The following is a 17,546-nucleotide window of genomic DNA, read 5'->3' as shown; positions in this document are numbered from 1 at the left end:
TGGAACTGGGGGAGGGTTGAGGGCGTTAAAAGCCAGTTTTAGTACGAGCTATCTTCCACCTTGGCGAAACCAGCCACGATGGCGATGACGAATCCAGCTACGAAGAGTGAACCGAGAAGCATGAGAGAGACCTTTCAGGCAGAAAAGCAAAGTAGTGCAACAGACCGGGAGTTCGGGGCTTGCGAACTCTTGCCGTAACGTTAATCGGCGGAAGTCTGGGGTAGGAATAACACCCCTTGGGTTAGGCGGATAACACTTTTGGGGTATGCGACGGCATCTGCTGGGTTCTGCAGTGCTTGGCGTTCCGATTTGGGAATTTGGGGCCGAGCTCAGGGGCGAAGGGTGAGTGAGCGGTCGATGGGAATGGCACTTGCAGAGATTGGCGTCCCTTTCGCGGCGCTTTGGCGTGAATTGTTACGGGACGGAAAATATTTCCCTATCGAAACACTTCATTTATCGCTTAGCGTGGGATTTACGGCAAAAAGCCGTTTGCAGTGAACGTGAGCTACCGAACAAATCGTGTGCGCACACGTTCTTCCCCCCACCACCCCCTCCCCCAACGCTGTAAGGAGTGCCAATTTGAAGTCGTTGTTCCGAATGCTTCCCGTCGCCCTTGTGGCGGTGTCGACCTGTAGCTATGCCCAGACCATTACCGGCAGTGTGAACGGCACCGTGACGGACCCGTCGGGTGCCGTTTTGCCGAATGCAAAGGTAACGGTCACCAATGTGCAGACCAACGTGAGCAGCACCACCCAGAGCACGAGCGGCGGTGTGTACAACATCCACTTCCTGCAGGTGGGCCAGTACAAAGTAGTCATTGAAGCGAAGGGCTTTGCGCCCCAGACCCTTGGGCCGTTCAGCCTGGAGGCGGGACAGGACGCGAAGTTTGACGCGAAGCTGAGTGCCGAAGGAGCGAACCAGACGGTTGAAGTACAGGCGTCGCTGGTGCCGCTGCTGAATACCGAGAGTGGCGAACTGGGCATGACGCTGGATACGCATGCGATCAACAGCATTCCGCTGCAGGGCCGTAACTTCGCATCTCTGACGATCTTTACGCCGGGTGCCGTGGCGACCGATCCTACGGTGTTCACCGGACAGAATGCTATTGAGCGCAGTAAGGATGGTGGTGCGCAGGTCTCAGTGAATGGGAACCGCCAGCAGGCGAACAACTATCTGCTGGATGGCATTGAGATCAACGAGACGATCAACAACACGATTGGCTACAACCCGAGCCCGGATGCGCTGGATCAGGTCCGCACCGTGAGCAGCAACGCGCAGGCCGAGTACGGCAACGTGAACGGCGGCGACGTGATTGCGCTACTGAAGAGCGGCACGAACAAGTTCCACGGTAGCGCCTTCTACTACGTGACGGACGACAGCTTTAACGCGAACACTTGGGCGAACGGACTGAGTGCGACGCCAGTGCCGAAGACGAGCGAGACCAGCAACATTTTTGGTGGAACCATCGGTGGCCCGGTGTTGAAGGACAAGCTGTTCTTCTTTGCTGATTACTCCGGCAACCGATACCACAAGGGCGGCTACCAGGATGTGAACGTGGCCACGCAGCGCATGCGTCAGGGTGACTTTGGCGAGGTGCCGTACCAGTTGTATGACGCGCAGGCAGCAGGCAAGCCCGCGTTTGTAAATAACCAGTTGCCGACGACCGCGCTGAACCCGGTGGCACGCTACCTGTTTGCGCATCCTGAACTGTATCCGTTGCCGAACCAGGCGGCACAGGCAGGCACGATCACGACGGGCAACTTCCGTGGCGTGACGAAGCAGCGCATTTACAACGATCAGTTTGATACGAAGGTGGACTACCGCTACCGCGACAAGGACACGATGTTTGTGCGCTACAGCCAGAGCACGGCGGGCGATACCAACACGTCGCCCATTGCGCTGGCGTTCCCCACGGCTTCGACGTATCCGACGAAGGGCGTAGCGATCAACTACGTTCACACGTTTACGCCGACCATTCAGAATGAGTTCCGCGCTGGCTTCTTCCGTACGGCATGGCATCAGGGCGTGCCCACAGATACAACCGGTGTCTTCGGTACGAATGGCAACGCAACTGTTGGCATTGGCGGTGGCAGCCCGGTTCCGGGATTTGCAGCGCAGAACATCAATGCGGATGGCAACAACCTTTCCTCGAGCAGTGGTGGCGCGGCGTTTGGTAACTCTGGCATTTACTCCGACAACGTGATGAACAACTTCACCTATGGCGATAACCTGACGATCCAGAAGGGCAATCACGTTATCAAGATGGGCGCACAGTTCATCCGCTATCAGCAGAACAGCCTGTACACGGGCAACGATGGTGCGCAGGGCCAGATCAGCTACAACGGCCAGTACACGGCGAACACTGGTGTGAGTGGTGCGAGCGGCTTTGGTGTGGCGGACTTCTATCTTGACCGTGCGAGCTCCGCAGGCCGCGGCACGCTGGCAGGACACACGGGCCAGCGCCAGTGGCGTGATGCGTGGTTTGTTCAAGATGACTGGAAGCTGATGCCGACGCTGACGGTGAACCTGGGTCTGCGTTGGGAATACGACCAGCCAATCTATGAAGTGAACAACAAGCAAGCCAACCTGAACCTGACAACCGGTGCGATTGAACTGGCAGGACAGAACGGCAATAGCCGCGCGCTGTACAACCCCACGTGGACGAACTTTATGCCGCGTGTTGGCTTCTCGTGGAATCCGAAGCAGAAGCTTGTGGTGCGTGGTGGCTTTGGCACGACGACCTACATGGAAGGCACGGGCGCGAACCTTCGCCTGACGATCAACCCGCCATTCCAGTCGTCGATTTCATACACGGGTGGCGCGCCTACCGCTTCTGCTGCGGGTACGTACACCACGGCTGAGAACGCATTCACGCAGAACGCAAATGCGACCTGCTCATACACAACCGATCCGAGTTGCAGTGGGAAGTTCCGTGCGTGGGCTCCGAATCTGAAGCCATCAACCGTGACGGAGTACAGCCTGACGAGCGAGTACCAGTTGAACAACTACTCGTCGTTCCAGGTGGGCTACGTGGGTCAGTATGCGTATCACCTGATCCAGGCTGTGGCAGCGAACCAGTTGACTGCGCCATGCTTTGTGAACGGATCGCTAGTGGCGTATAACTCGGCTGCCTGCTTTGCGGTGAACAAGTCGCCGTACTACCAGGTGGTTGGTCAGTCGGGAACGGTGCCTTTGACAGCATCGGAAGCGATGGCGAACTACAACGCACTGCAGGCTACGTTCCGTCAGCGGCTGCGTGGCGGTCTGCAGTTCACGGCGAACTACGCGTATGCGAAGGCGTTGACGAACAGCATTGGTTTCTATGGTGTTTCGAACGTTACCGGAGCGAGCGCGTATGCTGCGGATCCTCGTAATAACTCGCTGGAATACGGTCCGAGCGGTACAGACGTTCGTCATAACGTGAACTTCACGGCGACGTATGAACTGCCGTTTGGCCGTGGCCGCAAGTTTGGCGGCAACATGCCACGCGTGGTGGACGAGTTTGTTGGCGGATGGCGTGTGGCTGCCTCTGGTTTTGTGTACACGGGCTTCCCCATCACGATCACCAGCAACAACGTGAACTCTGGTGTGAACAGCAATCAGCAGCGCATGGTGAAGTACCGTCCGTTGAAGATTGTGAATCGCAGCGTGCAGCACTGGTTTGGTACCGATGCTTCCGCTACGCCTTGCCTTACCGCGGGCGTGGACAACGGTGTGTGTGCGTACGGTTTGCCTGCGGATGGTGTGATCAGCCCGCAGCGCCCTGGCACGGAGCGCACGCCTGGTTACCAGCAGTATGACGCTTCAGTGTTCAAGGACTTCAACATTACGGATAGCCAGAGAATCAGCTTCCGTGTGGATGCGTCGAACGTGCTGAACATTGCAAGCTACGGTAACCCGGATGGCACAGCGCAAGACTCTGCGAGCGGCACGTTTGGGCGCATCAGCACGACGCGTTCCGGACCGCGCATGTTGCAGCTTTCGGCGAAGTACTCGTTCTAACAATCAATCGCAAACAGCAAAGGCCACGCAGAGAACTTCTGCGTGGCCTTTGTTTTTTCAGCTGTACTGTTGCCTTGGTAGGATGAACGGCAGTTGGAGATGTCACATGATTACTCGTCGTAGATTTCTGGAATCCGCTGCTGTTGCCGCCACGCTTGCTCATATGGAATCGCGCTCGATGATGGCGCTTTCGCAAAAGGCTGTTGCCAAGGATGATGTGTTGCAGTGGGTGGACCCGCGCATTGGTACGGGTGGGCATGGGCACTGCTATCCGGGTGCGAGCATGCCGTTTGGTGCGGTGCAGCTTTCGCCGGATACGTACAACGATGGATGGGACTGGAGCAGCGGATACCACATTACTGACGACAGCATTATGGGCTTCAGCCATACGCATTTGAGCGGTACGGGCGTGGGCGATCTGCTGGACTTTCTGGTGATGGCGGGTACGGGCAAAGCGAAGCTGGTGCCGGGCGACCGGAAGAATCCGGAAGAGGGATATCGTTCGCGCTTTACGCACAGCACCGAGGTGACGACGCCGGGCTACTACTCGGTGATGCTGGACACGTACAAGATCAAGGCGGAGCTGACAGCGACGGAGCGTGTGGGTGTGCATCGTTACACGTTTCCGAAGAGTGATGAGGCTTACCTGATTGTTGATCTGCACCATGCGCACCTGACGAAGCGGGGCACCACCGTTGTGAGCAGCGAGGTGGAGCTTGCGGGCGATACGTTGCAGGGTGGGCATGTGACGAATGGATGGGGCAACGGGCGTCATGCTTACTTCTCCATGCAGTTTTCGAAGAAGCCGAAGAAGGTGGAGATCTTTTCAGACGATCAGCCTGTGAGTGGCAAGAAGGCTGAGGGTGTGAACCTGAAGGCTGTTCTGTACTTCGATACGAAGGCGAACGAAACGATCGTTGTAAAAACGGGCATCAGCGCGGTGGATACTGCGGGTGCTGCGAAGAATATTGCCGCTGAGGTCAAAGGCTTCGACTTTGATGGCACGCGCATGATGGCGGCGGCGGCTTGGCGTAGGCAGTTGGGCAAGGTGCGTGCTTCGTTCATTGACGAGACGCATCGCACGATCTTTTACACGTCGCTGTATCACATGAGCCTGGGGCCGGTGCTGTTTGACGATGTGGATGGCCGCTATCGGGCGATGGATAACACCGTGAAGACGCTGCCGGCGGGCGAGCGTAACTACACCACGTTCTCGCTGTGGGATACGTTCCGTGGTGCGCATCCGGCGTACACGATTATTGAGCCGGAGCGTGTGCCGCAGTTTGTGAATACGCTGATCCGCATGGGTGAGGAGAGTCCTGCGGGTGCGCCGGTGTGGCCACTGTGGGGTCGTGAGACGGAGTGCATGACGGGCTTTCATTGTTCTTCTGTCATTGCAGAGGCGCAGAAGAAGGGCTTCACGGCTGACTACAAGCGTGCGTATGCGATGTTGCAGAAGGGCCGTGCGGATGATGTGCAGGGCATGACGTGGCACAAGGAGCATGGATATATCCCGGCTGATCTTGAAGGCGAATCGGTGTCGAAGCATGTGGAGTTCTGCTATGACGACTGGGCGATGGCGAACATTGCTTCGCGGTTGGGCATGACGGCGGAACGCGATGAGCGGTTGAAGATGTCAAAGGGATATCTGAACAACTGGGATGCGAGTGTGGGCTTCCTGCGTCCGAAGCTTTCGAATGGTGAGTGGACCACGCCGTTTGATCCGATTGAAATGCGGCACTGGGAGAAGTGGTGGGACTACACGGAGAGCAATGCGTGGCAGACGACGTTTACGGTGCAGTGTGATCCGGGCGGCATGATCAAGATGATTGGTGGCAATGCGCCGTTTGTGACGAAGCTGGATGCGTTGTTTAATCAGCCGAGCACGCTGCCGTCTTATGCGCCGCCGGATATTGCGGGCATGGTGGGGCAGTATGCGCATGGCAATGAGCCGTCGCATCACATTGCGTATCTGTATGTGTATGCGGGTGCTCCGCACAAGACACAGAGCCGTGTGCGCAGCCTGATTGACACGATGTACAAGGCAGAGCCGGATGGCATGCAGGGCAATGAGGACGTGGGCCAGATGTCGGCCTGGTACTTCCTGAGTGCGCTTGGTTTCTATCCGGTGGATCCGGTGAGCGGTATTTATGTGTTGGGTTCGCCGGTGACGACGGGCGCGACGCTGGATATGGGCAGGGGCCGCGTGTTGAAGATTGAAGTGCAGCGTGCGAATGCCGCTGACTGCTATGTGAAGGAGTTCCGCCTGAATGGAACGGTGCAGGACAAGGCGTGGTTCCGGCATAGCGATATTGCGAATGGTGGCACGCTTACGTTTGTGATGAGTGCTACGCCGAATGAATCGCTGGGTACGGATGTGAAGGCGATTCCGCCTTCGCAGGAGATTTAGAGAAGCAACGGATGGAACGCGGCTCGCTGATGCGGGCCGCGTTTTTGTTTGTTGTTAATTTGCAGTTTTGGTTTGTGCCTGTGAAGGCTGGTTCAGCTTTGCGTCGGCGGTGCCGATGCGGCCTGTTGCTGAGACGCGGATGACGAAGCGTGCGCGGACGGCTTTGGGATCGTGATCGAGGATGAAGTGCAGGCTCATGTTGTGGTGGATCTGGCCTACGGGTGGAACGTCCTGAGCGGCTACGCGGATGATGCGTGAGATGCGCTTCAGTTCTTTGTTCTTCTTGTCGAAGGTGGATGCGACCACGACGACTTCTGCGCGGCGTGGATCTGTGTCGGTGGCGTTGGACCAGATGAGTCCGTTGCCGTCGATGAAGATGTTGAAGGCGTCGGCGTTCTGCGGGTCGGGAGTGAGGGTGATGGGCACGCCGTCGTAGACCATGTTGCTGGTGTCTGCGGAGAGCACTTCAAACGCGAGGCGGCGTGATGGGTTTTCAGGATTCACACGCGCTGGTGGTAGCTCAACGTAATAGCCTTCGCGGGTGATGGCTTTCATGTTGGGGTCGTCGAGCGTGACCTTGATGCGGCGGAATTTCTTGGGGTCGGTTGCAGTGGTGGTGGGTCGATAAGCAAGTGAGTAAAAGCTGCCGCCGTCGCGGATGCCGTCGCCGATGACGGTATCGACATCGTTGCGGCCGTAGAAGCTGCGACCACCGGTTGCTACTGCGAGCTTGGTGAACTGATAGTTGCCGCCGAAGGGGTCGTTGAAAGCTGCGTCAGGGCCGTAGCCGCCACCAGGTTCTACTTTCAGGCCGGCGGGGTCCACGGTGTAGAGCGTGATGCGTGCGTCGCGCAGTTCGTTTACGCACTGCTGCACTGCGTTGTTGACTCGGTTCTCTGTGTCCACGGGGCCGTTGACGAAGTTGTATGCGGGAAAGCCACGGCCAATCCAGATCATGTTTTTGTGGCCGGGATGGCCGATGACAGCTTCTGCTACGCGTGTGAGCGTGCCGAAGGCGGTGGCGAAACGTTCGGCGACCCAACCGCCGTTATGCACCTGCCACGGGTAGGCGACGAAGTGGTGATCGAGAGCGTTGAGCAGCGCCTGTTTGTCCTGCGTGTAGTCCTGCAAGACGGTGAAGTTGTTGAGGCTGACGGCGATCAGCATGGTGGGGGTGGTGAGTTTGTCAGGCTGTTTCTGCAGGATCTTTTTCAGTGAGTAACGGGCGAATGCCATGTCCTCAAAGCGGGTGTTGAATTCGTCGAGGAGAAGGATGTTTACCGGCGCCTGCGGTGCGACGTGATCCAGCTCGGAGGTGGAGTGGATGGATGCGGTGGTGGGGACGGCGTGCGCACCAGCTTCTTCAAAGTTCAGCAGCGTCTGCGGTTGATCGAGTTCGGTTACGTGGAAGGCGGATTTGGGGAGGCCGGTGATGACCTTGTCGTTGCGGTCTGTGACGACCACATCCAGAACTACCAGGCGGGCGCTGCGGCGCAGGGTGTAACTGCCGTCGGCTGAACGCTGGGGCTCCGTTCCGGTGGAGGCGGAGGGGGTTGGCGCTTGCTGCGGCGTGGGCGGAGCTACCTGCGATGGTGCCATTGCGGTGAAGAACAGCATCAGTATGGATGCGGCTACCGTCGGTGCGAGACTTCGCTTCATCAGACCGCCTTAGCCCGGAAGCGTCCGGAGCCGTAACTTGATCAGACCTGATATGGGGATGGAAGTCGCGGTAATCACCCAGAATCTGTTCCTTTGGACCAAATTGACGGACGGCGCAACCGTGCGAGGATGGGAAGGATGACTGTAAAACGCAAAGAACGGCGCGATACCGGCGCACGCAAGAAGTTTTCCGGTGGCAGCCGCCCTGTCGCCACCGAACCCCAATTGCTTGAAGCAGATGAGGCTGGGCCGGCAGCGATTCTGTCGCGGAGGGCTGCGGATCGCCTGCGTGCGGGACACCTGTGGGCGTATCGGAGCGATGTGGAGTCGCTGATTCCGGCTTTGGGAGCCACCACGATGGTGCCGGGCGGGTTGGTGACGCTGATGGATAGCCGTCGGATTCCGTTGGGGTCGGCGCTGTATTCCGAGGCTTCGCAGATTGCGTTGCGCAAGGTTTCCGCGGAACCGCGCGTGGGACGCGGCGAGTATCTAGAAGATATGGCGGTGCGTGTGCGCACGGCGCTGGCACTGCGGCAGAAGATGCTGGCAGATGGCAGCACGGATTCGGCGCGGCTGATCTTCTCAGAGGCTGATGATTTGCCGGGTATTGTTGCGGATCGTTACGGCAACCTGGTGGTTTTGCAGTTGCTGACGCAGGGCACGGCACAGGACGATGTGCGCGCGGTGCTGGCGCGCGAGCTTGCCGTGGACGGTGTGAACCAAGTGGTGGAGCGGGCCGATCCGCGCATTCGTGAGTTGGAGAACCTTCCTGCGCCGTCTGCGGAGCCGCTCTTTGTACGTGAAGGCGTGAGTGGGCCGCCGAAGACGCTGTTCACGTTGAACGGGCTTCACCTGCACTACGACGCGAATGCCGGTCAGAAGACGGGCGCATTTCTGGATCAGCGATTGAACTATGCCGCAGCAGCAGCCGCACACGCCGAAGCGCATGGCAGCGGCAACGGTGAGGCACTGGACATCTGCACCTATCAGGGTGGGTTTGCACTGCATCTGGCGCGTGTGGCGGCGAAGGTTACGGGTGTGGACCAGAGCCGGAGTTCGCTGGAGACCGCGGAAGAGAACCTGGAGCAGAATCGTGATGCGATTGCTGCCGAGGTGGAGTGGATTGAAGCCGATGCCTTTGAACTGCTTCGCGCCTATGACTCGGAGAAGCGGCAGTTCGACACGATTGTTCTGGATCCGCCTGCGTTTGCGAAGACCAAGCGTGCAGCCGAGGGCGCGATGCGTGGCTACAAGGAGCTGAATCTGCGCGCGATGCGGATGCTAAAGCCGGGTGGTGTGCTGGTGACGTGTTCGTGTTCGCACCATGTGAGCCGCGAGATGTTCATCGCCACGGTGGCGGAAGCTGCTGCGGATGCGGGACGCCATGTGCGGTTGATGGAGACGCTCGGTGCGGCACCGGATCATCCGGAGGTGCTGACGCTGCCGGAGACGGCTTATCTGAAGTGCCTGATTCTGCGCGTGGATTGATGTGTTGTGAAGGCGGGCGTCGTTGATTTGCGACGCCCGCTTTCACGCTTACTTCAGGATGTTGGTGAGCGGTTTGCCATCCATGTTGCTGTAGGAGAGACCGAGAATCTTTGCGATGGTCGCGGCCACGTCAAGGTTGGGGAATGATGGTTGTTCCCCTGCGTGTGGCTTGATGGCCGCGCCGCTGGCGATGAAGATTTCCTGCATGAGCGGACGCGTGTTGGGATAGCCGTGTGCGCCGGTCTGCGGTTCCGGGTTCGGTGCGTTCGGTCTTACGCCACCGAACTTCCAGTCCTCTTTCGCGTAGACGATGACGTCAGGTGCGGTGTCGTTGTTGGCAGGACGCGGCCATCCCTGCGCAACCATTTCACTCTCGGAAGGAATGGTGTCTGTTGCGGGGCTAGCAGCGAAGGCGGCTTTGATCTTCTCAGTTAACGCTGCGTTGGCATGCGTTTCATAGATGTAGGTGGCGCCACCTTCAGCGAGTGCGGCTGCTTCGCTGGGTTGAATGCCTGCGTTCTTCAGCACGGCGTTGGGGTCAACGCTGTGATGCACGCTGGACTGGCCGTGATCGCTGACGATGAGGAAGGTGGTGCGGTCAAGATCGCCTGCTTCGCGCACGGCGTTGATGACTTCCTTCACCTGATCGTCGAGGAAAGCTACGCCGTTATCGCCTGCCTGTGTCTTGTAACCGTATGCGTGTTCCGTGCCGTCTAACGTGAGCAGGTGCAGCAGCGTCAGGCTGGGATGATGGTGCTTGATGGCATAGATTGCACCGCGTGTGTAGAGCCGATCGCGGTAGGGTTGCGATGGGCCGTGATTGAAGTTCTTCAGCTCTTCGGGCTTCAGGTCGCCGGAGGCAATCATCTCCTGGATCAGCTTGCTGGATTCCACAGGCTGTTCAAAGAAGCTGTAATCGATGCCTGCATTTTCTACGGCGACCCAATCCATCTCTGCTGTGACGAGGCCCTTGGCTTTGGCTTCGTCATAGACGGTGGGTACGTGCACCAGCTTTGATTTGTCCGCGTGGAACTCCACACCGATGGGGCCGCCAGTGCGCTGGCCGTGGATGAGGCCGTTGGCGATGAGTCCGTGCTTTGCGGGCGTTACGCCGGTGACCATGGCGGTGTGATTGGGCCAGGTGACGGTGGGATTCACGGGCTGCATGCTGGTGGCCCATGCGCCTGACTGCATCAGGCTGTGCAGAGTGGGTACGGGGAGCACGGGATCGTGCAGGAGTGACGCGCCGAATGCGTCGAGGCTGATGACCACCACCATCGGCTTGCGTTCCTGTGCCGGTGTGGGACGAACTGCTGCGAGCGGAGTTGCCGCCAGCAGAAGTGTTGCAAGAAGTTGTTTCACGACGCGTTGCCTCCGCGATTTTGTTTCGCGGACTATTGCAACACAGGTTGGTGGCTTGCGTGTGAAGCAACGGCCAATGCGCAGTGCTGCTTATTGCGCATGATGCTGAAACGACTCAATCACCGATCGAATACGATTAACCTTCCTAACTAATTTCTTACGAAACATTTTCTTTCAACATCGCGTCTTTAGGAGCAGATTATTACTTATCCGTTCGCGGATTTCTGCGAGGGTTCTTAGTGCGTATTTGCCGTCCATGGCAGCGTCTTTCCCTGACCGCCCCGTTTCTTGGAGCGGCCATGTTGCAGGCGCAAACAGCCGCTCCACCTGCACCCGCTGCAGATGCGCCGCCACAGGCTGCAACTGCTCCACAAGAAGTGCAGGGCGGCACAATCACCGGCACCGTAACAGCTGCTACTGCTGCGGACAATAACGGCAAGAAGGCCGCAGGAACACCGCTGCCGGGCGTGACCATTACCGCCACGAACACACTTACGGGTAAGAAGTACTCCACTGCGACGGACATTACCGGCAGTTTCCGCATGACGATTCCGCGCAATGGACGCTATGTGATTCGTGCGGAGTTTGCTGCTTTTGCAGCGGCCACGGCGGAAGTTGTGTTGAACGCCACACAGCACGAAGGCAAAGCTGCGCTGGAGTTGGAACTGGCTTCACGCGTTGCCGCACGTACCGCGCAGGAAAGTGGAACAACAGCCGTGGCAGGAGTGACGGCGCAGACGTTGACTCGCGGATTGCAGTCATTGCGCGGCGCGCAGGCTGGCGCCGCGGATACGGAAGATGCGTCTACAGGGGGCGAGGCTGCTCCCACATTGACTTCGATTGGTGGCGCGGACGCAACGGGTGCGGACTCGGTTGCAGTGAGTGGTCAGGGCGGCCAGATCAATGGACTTGCCGGATTTAACGAAGACGAGATGCGTAACCGCATTCAGGATGCCATCGCAAATGCGCAACGCAATGGCGGTGGGCAAACTGAGATTGCCAATGCCATTGTGGGCATGGTGGGCGGCATGATGCAGGGCGGCCCCGGCGGATTTGGTGGGCCAGGTGGATTTGGCGGTGGACCTGGAGGTGGCGGTCCTGGTGGCTTCGGCGGCGGGTTTGGTGGTCCCGGTGGATTTGGTGGCGGTGGCGGATTTGGGCGCGGTGGGTTCCGCAACTTCAACCCCACGGCTATTCATGGCAACGTGTATTACACCGCTGGCAATGCTGCGCTGGACGCTACGCAGTTTTCCATTACTGGTAATCCGGTGAAGCCTGCGTACAGCAGCAATCGGTATGGTGTGGCGCTGAATGGGTCGCCATATATTCCGGGATTGTTCAAGCCGAGCACGAAGCAGAATCTGTTTTTGAACTGGACTGGTCAGCGTGTTTCAACGCCGACCAATATCTATGGCACGGTGCCTACACTGCTGCAGCGCAATGGTGATTTCAATGGGTTGACGCAGACAGTGAGTGGTGTAACGACGCCCGTCATTCTCTACAACCCGTACACCGGCACGACGTATGGCAACTGCTCCACGTATAGCAATGCAAGCTGCAACATCATCACGACGCCGCTGAGTGCGCAGGCGCAGGCGTTGCTGCAGTACATTCCCACACCGAACACGACGACCAACGGAACCACCAGCACAAACGAAAACTACAACTACCAACGCATTGCGACGATTGGAAATAACAGCTCGCAAATTTCAGCCCGGTTTACGCGGCAGCTTGGTTCCAGTGCGGGACAAGGCGGTGGCTTTGGTGGTCGCGGCGGTGGTGGAGCTCGTGGAGGCGGTGGTGGCAATCAACGTCAGCAGGGTCCTGCGGTGTTGCGCCAGAATTTGAGCGCGAACTTTGCTTACTCGCACAGTGCAAGCGATGCGCGTGGGTTGATGGCCGCGCTGGATGGCAAGACCGTGAGCAATGGCTACAGCCTGAGCACGGGATACCAGTTGAGCTACGGCCGCCTGAGCAACAGCCTGACGCTGGGATGGAATCGTAGCCGGGGCATCACGAGCAACAATTTCAGCAACGGAACAGTTGATCCCGCAGGTGTGGCTGGCCTCACGATTCCGAAACCCATCACAGCGCAACAGAGTTTGTATTACGGTGTGCCCGGACTTTCGTTTACTAACTTCACTGGTATCTCTGATACGCAGCCTTCCGATCGTTTGCAGGAAGTGTTCACGCTGAGCGATGTGGTGAGTTGGCGGCATGGCAAACACAACTTCCGCTTTGGATTCGATGGACGTCGCCAGCATCTGGACATGATTGCGGGCAGCAACGGTTTGGGTTCGTATTCGTTCACGGGATATGCAACGCAGTCGCCTTCAGGGGCGAACGCTACAGGGACTACCAGCGGTTCAGCCTTTGCAGATTTTCTGTTGGGTGCGCCGCAGACCACGGCCATTCAGGCGGGCAGCAACAAGATTTATCTGCGTGAGTGGATCTTCGATGGATATGTGCAGGATGACTATCGTGTACGCCGCGATGTCACGCTGAACTACGGCCTGCGCTACGAGTACTTCTCGCCGTATATCGAGGAGAACAACCGCCTTGTAAACCTTGATCACAATGCTGACTTCACGCAGTATGCGCGTGTGGTGGCGGGTGGCTCCGGCACATTTACGGGCGCGTTTCCTCGCTCCTTGATTAATCCGGATCGTGCGTTGTGGTCGCCGCGCATTGGTGTGGCATGGAGTCCGAAGTATCTCAAGAGCACGGTGGTGCGTGCGGGTTACGGCTTGAACTTCAATGTGGGTCAGTATGCGAACTTCGCGAATTCGCTATCGTATCAGCAGCCGTTTGCTGTATCGCAGAACAACACCGCTAAGGTGGGCAGCACGGATCAGGGTTGCGGCAACATCACCACTGCTGGTTCCGCTACTGGTAGCTTGTTCACGCTGGCGAACGGCTTCAACTGCACATCGTCTTCGATTCTGCAGAACACGTTTGCAGTGAATAAGAACTATCGCCTGGGCCGCGTGCAGGTGTTCAACATGGACATTCAACACACGTTCCCAATGGGTATTGTGACGAATGTTGGCTACAACGGATCGCTGGGCAGCAGCCTGGATCTGCGTCGCTCGCCGAACCGCACTGCAACATCAGTGATTGGTAACGCGCAGTCGATTGTGTATGAGGATTCCATTGGTGATTCGCGCTTCCATTCGTTGAGCGTGAATGCACGCAAGCGGTTGCAGAAGGGTGTGTCGCTGCAAGCCACGTATCAGTATGGCCATTCGATTGACGATGCTAGTTCGATTGGCGGTGTGGGCAACAACACGATTGTGCAGAATGACCAGCGCATTGACCTGGAGTATGGCAACAGCAGCTTTGATGTGCGGCATAAGGTGACGGGGAACTTCCTGTACGAACTGCCCTTTGGACCGAATCGCGCGTTTCTGAACCAGGGTGGCAAGCTGTCGAAGGCGCTGGATAACTTTGGTTTCAGTGGCACGTTTACCTTTGCCACCGGCACTTACACCACGCCGCAGTATCAGAACACGGTGGCACAGGCTGCTGCGGGTAATAACTTCACGCTGCGTCCGGATCGCGATTTTTCGCAGTCGATTGCAGGTGCAGGAACGCTGCGCAGTTGGTTCAACACCAAGGCATTCACCACGCCGTCTTCTTCCGTGGTCTTCGGTACGGCATCGCGGAACAGCATTGAACTACCGGGAACGGTATCGGTAAACATGTCGCTCTCGAAGAGCATTCCTCTTGGCGAGCTGCGTAATTTTGAGGGCCGTATCACGGCATCGAACGTGTTCAACACGGTGCAGTACAGCGGTGTGAATTCAGTGTTGAACTCATCGACCTTTGGGCAGATTACGGCTGTGGCAGCGCCACGCAAACTTACTTTTGATGCGAGGTATCGGTTCTAATGGCCCACACGCTCCGTTCGCTCGCATGCCTTTCGTTGTGCGCCAGTGTTGCACTTGCGCAACAGCAACAACAACCGCCGGTGCAGTTGAACACGCCCGTGCAGCAAGCCCCAGCGCCGCTTCCAGGCCAGCCTGCGTCCACAGGAACCAGCATTCAACAGGTGGGCGACAGTACGTCGCAGAGCTTTACGCTGCGTGTGGATTCGAACATGGTGCTCACCAATGTGGTGGTGCGCGACAAGAAGACAGGCGTGGTGATCAAGGATTTGAAGGCTTCCGACTTCACCATTCTTGAAAACAATAAGGCGCAGAAGATTTCTTCGTTCGACTATCAGACTGTGGATCAGGCTGCGCGGTTGAACGAAGCCACGGTGAGCGGCAAAGCACCGACGATTGCGCAGATTCTGGATCGCAGTATGGGGGCGGATCAGAAGCAGTTGCGCGATCATCGTTTAATTGTGATGTTCTTCGATCTGTCGAGCATGCAGGATGAAGACATTGATCGCGCAGTGGATGCTGCGAAGGATTACATCAACAAGAAGATGGCGCCCGCCGATCTGGTGGCAGTCGCCAGTCTGAGCACATCGCTTTCGCTGGATCATGATTTCACCGCGGACAAGGACCAGTTGCTGCGTACGGTAAGCAAGTTCAACGGCACCAATGAGGGCGCGGGCTTTGCAAACGGCGCTACTGCAGATACCGACGTGACCAGTGAAGACGGTACGGGATTCACCGCAGATGACACCGAGTACAACAACCTGAATACCGACCGCCAGCTCTACGCGATTCAGACGATTGCGAAGAGTCTGGAGAAGCTGGAACAGCATAAGAGCATGCTGTATTTCAGTGGTGGATTGACGCGGCAGGGCATTGAGAACCAAGCCAGCATGCGCGCAGCCACCAATGAAGCGGTGAAGGCGAACATGGCCATCTACAGCGTGGATTCGCGTGGTCTGGAAGCGTTGTCGCCGTTGGGAGATGCGTCTACCGGATCATTGCGCGGCACCTCTGCGTATAGCGGACGTGCGATGCAATCGCGATTGGATTCGAACTTCGCATCGCAGGAGACGCTGGGCACGCTGGCGTCAGATACAGGCGGCAAGTTCTTCTCAGACTCGAATGATTTTGCTCCTGCATTCGCGCAGATTCAGCACGATACTGAGGCGTATTACATCCTTGGATTCCGTTCCACGGACCAGCGACGCGATGGCGCGTTCCGCCATCTGACGGTTAAGTTAAATAACCATCCGGATGCGAAGCTGGAGTATCGTCCTGGCTATTACGCTCCTGCTGACTTCAAACATCAGAAGACTGAGGATCGCGAATACGCTCTGAACGAACAGTTGAAGAGCGATCTGCCCGCAGTAGACATCTCGATGTATCTGGAGGCTTTCTACTTCCGGGTTTCGCCGAATGAGTACTACATTCCGATGTCGTTGATTGTGCCGGGTTCGCAGATCCCCTTTACGCGCACGAAGGATCAGGACAAGGCGACTCTGGACATTGTTGGCCAGGTGAAGAATGCGCAGGGCATCGCCGTGGGCAATGCACGCGAGACGATCAAACTCTCCGTGGATGGCACTCTTGGAGCGGCGCGTCGCAACATTCAATACAGCACTGGTTTCACGCTGGCACCGGGGCACTATCATGTGAAGTTTGTAGCGCGTGAGAATGAAACGGGCAACATGGGCTCGTTTGAAACGGACCTTGTGGTGCCCGATCAACGCAAGCAGCCGATCAAACTTTCAAGTGTGGTGTTGAGTTCGCAACGCACACCTGCAGCGCAACAACCGCGACACCCTGGGCCGATGCCTCCGGGGATGCAGGCACCGGTGAATCCGCTGGTGCAGGATGGGCAGTTGTTTGTGCCGAATGTGCCGCATGTATTCCGTCAGGATGCGCACCTGTATTTGCTGTATGAGTTGTATGATCCGGCGAAGGCTGCTGCTGTGGCGCAACAACAGGCTGCAACCGAAGCGAATGCGAAGCAGAGTGGCATGAAGGCACGGCCTACGTCCGGCGGCATCCATGTGCTGACGTCGATCGAATTCCTACAGAACGGCGCGAAGGTGTTTGAAACTCCGCTGGTGGCCGCAGAGACACTGAATGAACCGGAACGCGGTGCGGTGGGCTTCAGCTTTGATGTGCCGTTGGAAACACTGAAGCCGGGCACGTACATCTGCCAGGTGAATGTGGTGGACGACACTGCTGGAACGTTTACCTTCCCACGGCTGGCAGTGAAGGTTGTTGCACCAATACCGACTGCCGCACCTGCAAATCCAGCAACTCCTGCAGCACCCACTTCCACTTCTGGGGCTCCTGCGGGAAACTAAGAAGCAGGATGCAGGCACGCGCTACAAAAGACGTTCTATTGCAGACCCCACATCTTGAAGAGGCCACGGCCTTCTATCGGGATGTGCTGGGTCTGCGCGTGTTCATGAACACACCGGATATGGTGGGGCTGGATGCGGGCGCGTTCTCGCTGTATCTGGATCGTGCTGGATCGCTGGGCCCTGTGCTGGAGTTTCTGGTGGATGACGTTGCAGAAGCGCGACGTGATTTGTTGGATCGCGGATGCACTGTGAAGGCGGATGATCCTTCGATTCCGCGTTTGTATATGCGTGATCCTTTCGGCCTGATCTACAACATTGGCCAGGATCCGCATGCGGTGAAGGATGATCCGGAGCCCATCCGTGATCCCGAGCCGCCGCCTCACTATTGATCGTGCACAGGTC

8 protein-coding genes are annotated in these 17,546 nt (G+C 57.6%); 6 read left to right on the top strand and 2 right to left on the bottom strand.

The window, feature by feature from the left end; all coding sequences use genetic code 11:
* Positions 1-597: 597 nt before the first annotated feature.
* Entirely contained in the window at positions 598-4,002 is a 3,405-nt protein-coding gene (locus BLT38_RS18180; protein WP_083346453.1) for a TonB-dependent receptor, read from the top strand.
* Between the two features lie 106 nt (positions 4,003-4,108).
* Positions 4,109-6,412, top strand: a complete 2,304-nt coding sequence (locus BLT38_RS18175; RefSeq protein WP_083346452.1) for a GH92 family glycosyl hydrolase — start codon at positions 4,109-4,111, stop codon at positions 6,410-6,412.
* Between the two features lie 54 nt (positions 6,413-6,466).
* Here the strand turns inward: BLT38_RS18175 and BLT38_RS18170 are convergent, their stop codons facing one another.
* Complete coding sequence (locus BLT38_RS18170; protein ID WP_083346451.1) at positions 6,467-8,071, bottom strand: VWA domain-containing protein; 1,605 nt, start codon at positions 8,069-8,071, stop codon at positions 6,467-6,469.
* Positions 8,072-8,209: 138 nt separating this feature from the next.
* On the opposite strand from BLT38_RS18170, the gene BLT38_RS18165 reads away from it, so the two are divergent.
* Positions 8,210-9,559 carry a class I SAM-dependent rRNA methyltransferase gene (locus BLT38_RS18165; protein ID WP_083346450.1) on the top strand — a complete coding sequence of 450 codons (1,350 nt, stop codon included), beginning with the start codon at positions 8,210-8,212 and terminating at the stop codon, positions 9,557-9,559.
* 48 nt (positions 9,560-9,607) lie between these two features.
* Here BLT38_RS18165 and BLT38_RS18160 read toward each other — a convergent pair whose 3' ends face one another.
* A complete protein-coding gene (locus tag BLT38_RS18160; protein WP_231966609.1) occupies positions 9,608-10,921 on the bottom strand; it encodes an alkaline phosphatase family protein in 1,314 nt (437 codons plus the stop codon).
* Positions 10,922-11,220: 299 nt separating this feature from the next.
* Here BLT38_RS18160 and BLT38_RS21060 point away from each other — a divergent pair, with 299 nt between their 5' ends.
* Genes BLT38_RS21060 through BLT38_RS18145 form a run of 3 tightly spaced genes read left to right on the top strand, consistent with a single transcriptional unit; the run spans position 11,221 to position 17,533 of the window.
* Entirely contained in the window at positions 11,221-14,811 is a 3,591-nt protein-coding gene (locus BLT38_RS21060) for a TonB-dependent receptor (protein ID WP_172838343.1), read from the top strand.
* Positions 14,811-17,144, top strand: coding sequence for a VWA domain-containing protein (locus BLT38_RS18150; protein WP_083346448.1), 2,334 nt, complete (start codon positions 14,811-14,813; stop codon positions 17,142-17,144). Before BLT38_RS21060 ends, BLT38_RS18150 begins: the two co-directional genes overlap by 1 nt.
* 8 nt (positions 17,145-17,152) lie before the next feature.
* Positions 17,153-17,533 carry a VOC family protein gene (locus BLT38_RS18145; protein ID WP_083346447.1) on the top strand — a complete coding sequence of 127 codons (381 nt, stop codon included), beginning with the start codon at positions 17,153-17,155 and terminating at the stop codon, positions 17,531-17,533.
* Positions 17,534-17,546: the final 13 nt, after the last annotated feature.

This window comes from Terriglobus roseus (genome assembly GCF_900102185.1).
Taxonomy (GTDB): Bacteria; Acidobacteriota; Terriglobia; order Terriglobales; family Acidobacteriaceae; genus Terriglobus; species Terriglobus roseus_A.
This window is presented reverse-complemented; position numbering and strand designations above follow the sequence as displayed.

Coding starts and splice junctions, on each gene's coding strand:
- BLT38_RS18180 (WP_083346453.1), top strand. CDS start 598: ATGCTTCCCGTCGCCCTTGTGGCGGTGTCGACCTGTAGCTATGCCCAG.
- BLT38_RS18175 (WP_083346452.1), top strand. CDS start 4,109: ATGATTACTCGTCGTAGATTTCTGGAATCCGCTGCTGTTGCCGCCACG.
- BLT38_RS18170 (WP_083346451.1), bottom strand. CDS start 8,071: ATGAAGCGAAGTCTCGCACCGACGGTAGCCGCATCCATACTGATGCTG.
- BLT38_RS18165 (WP_083346450.1), top strand. CDS start 8,210: ATGACTGTAAAACGCAAAGAACGGCGCGATACCGGCGCACGCAAGAAG.
- BLT38_RS21060 (WP_172838343.1), top strand. CDS start 11,221: ATGTTGCAGGCGCAAACAGCCGCTCCACCTGCACCCGCTGCAGATGCG.
- BLT38_RS18150 (WP_083346448.1), top strand. CDS start 14,811: ATGGCCCACACGCTCCGTTCGCTCGCATGCCTTTCGTTGTGCGCCAGT.
- BLT38_RS18145 (WP_083346447.1), top strand. CDS start 17,153: ATGCAGGCACGCGCTACAAAAGACGTTCTATTGCAGACCCCACATCTT.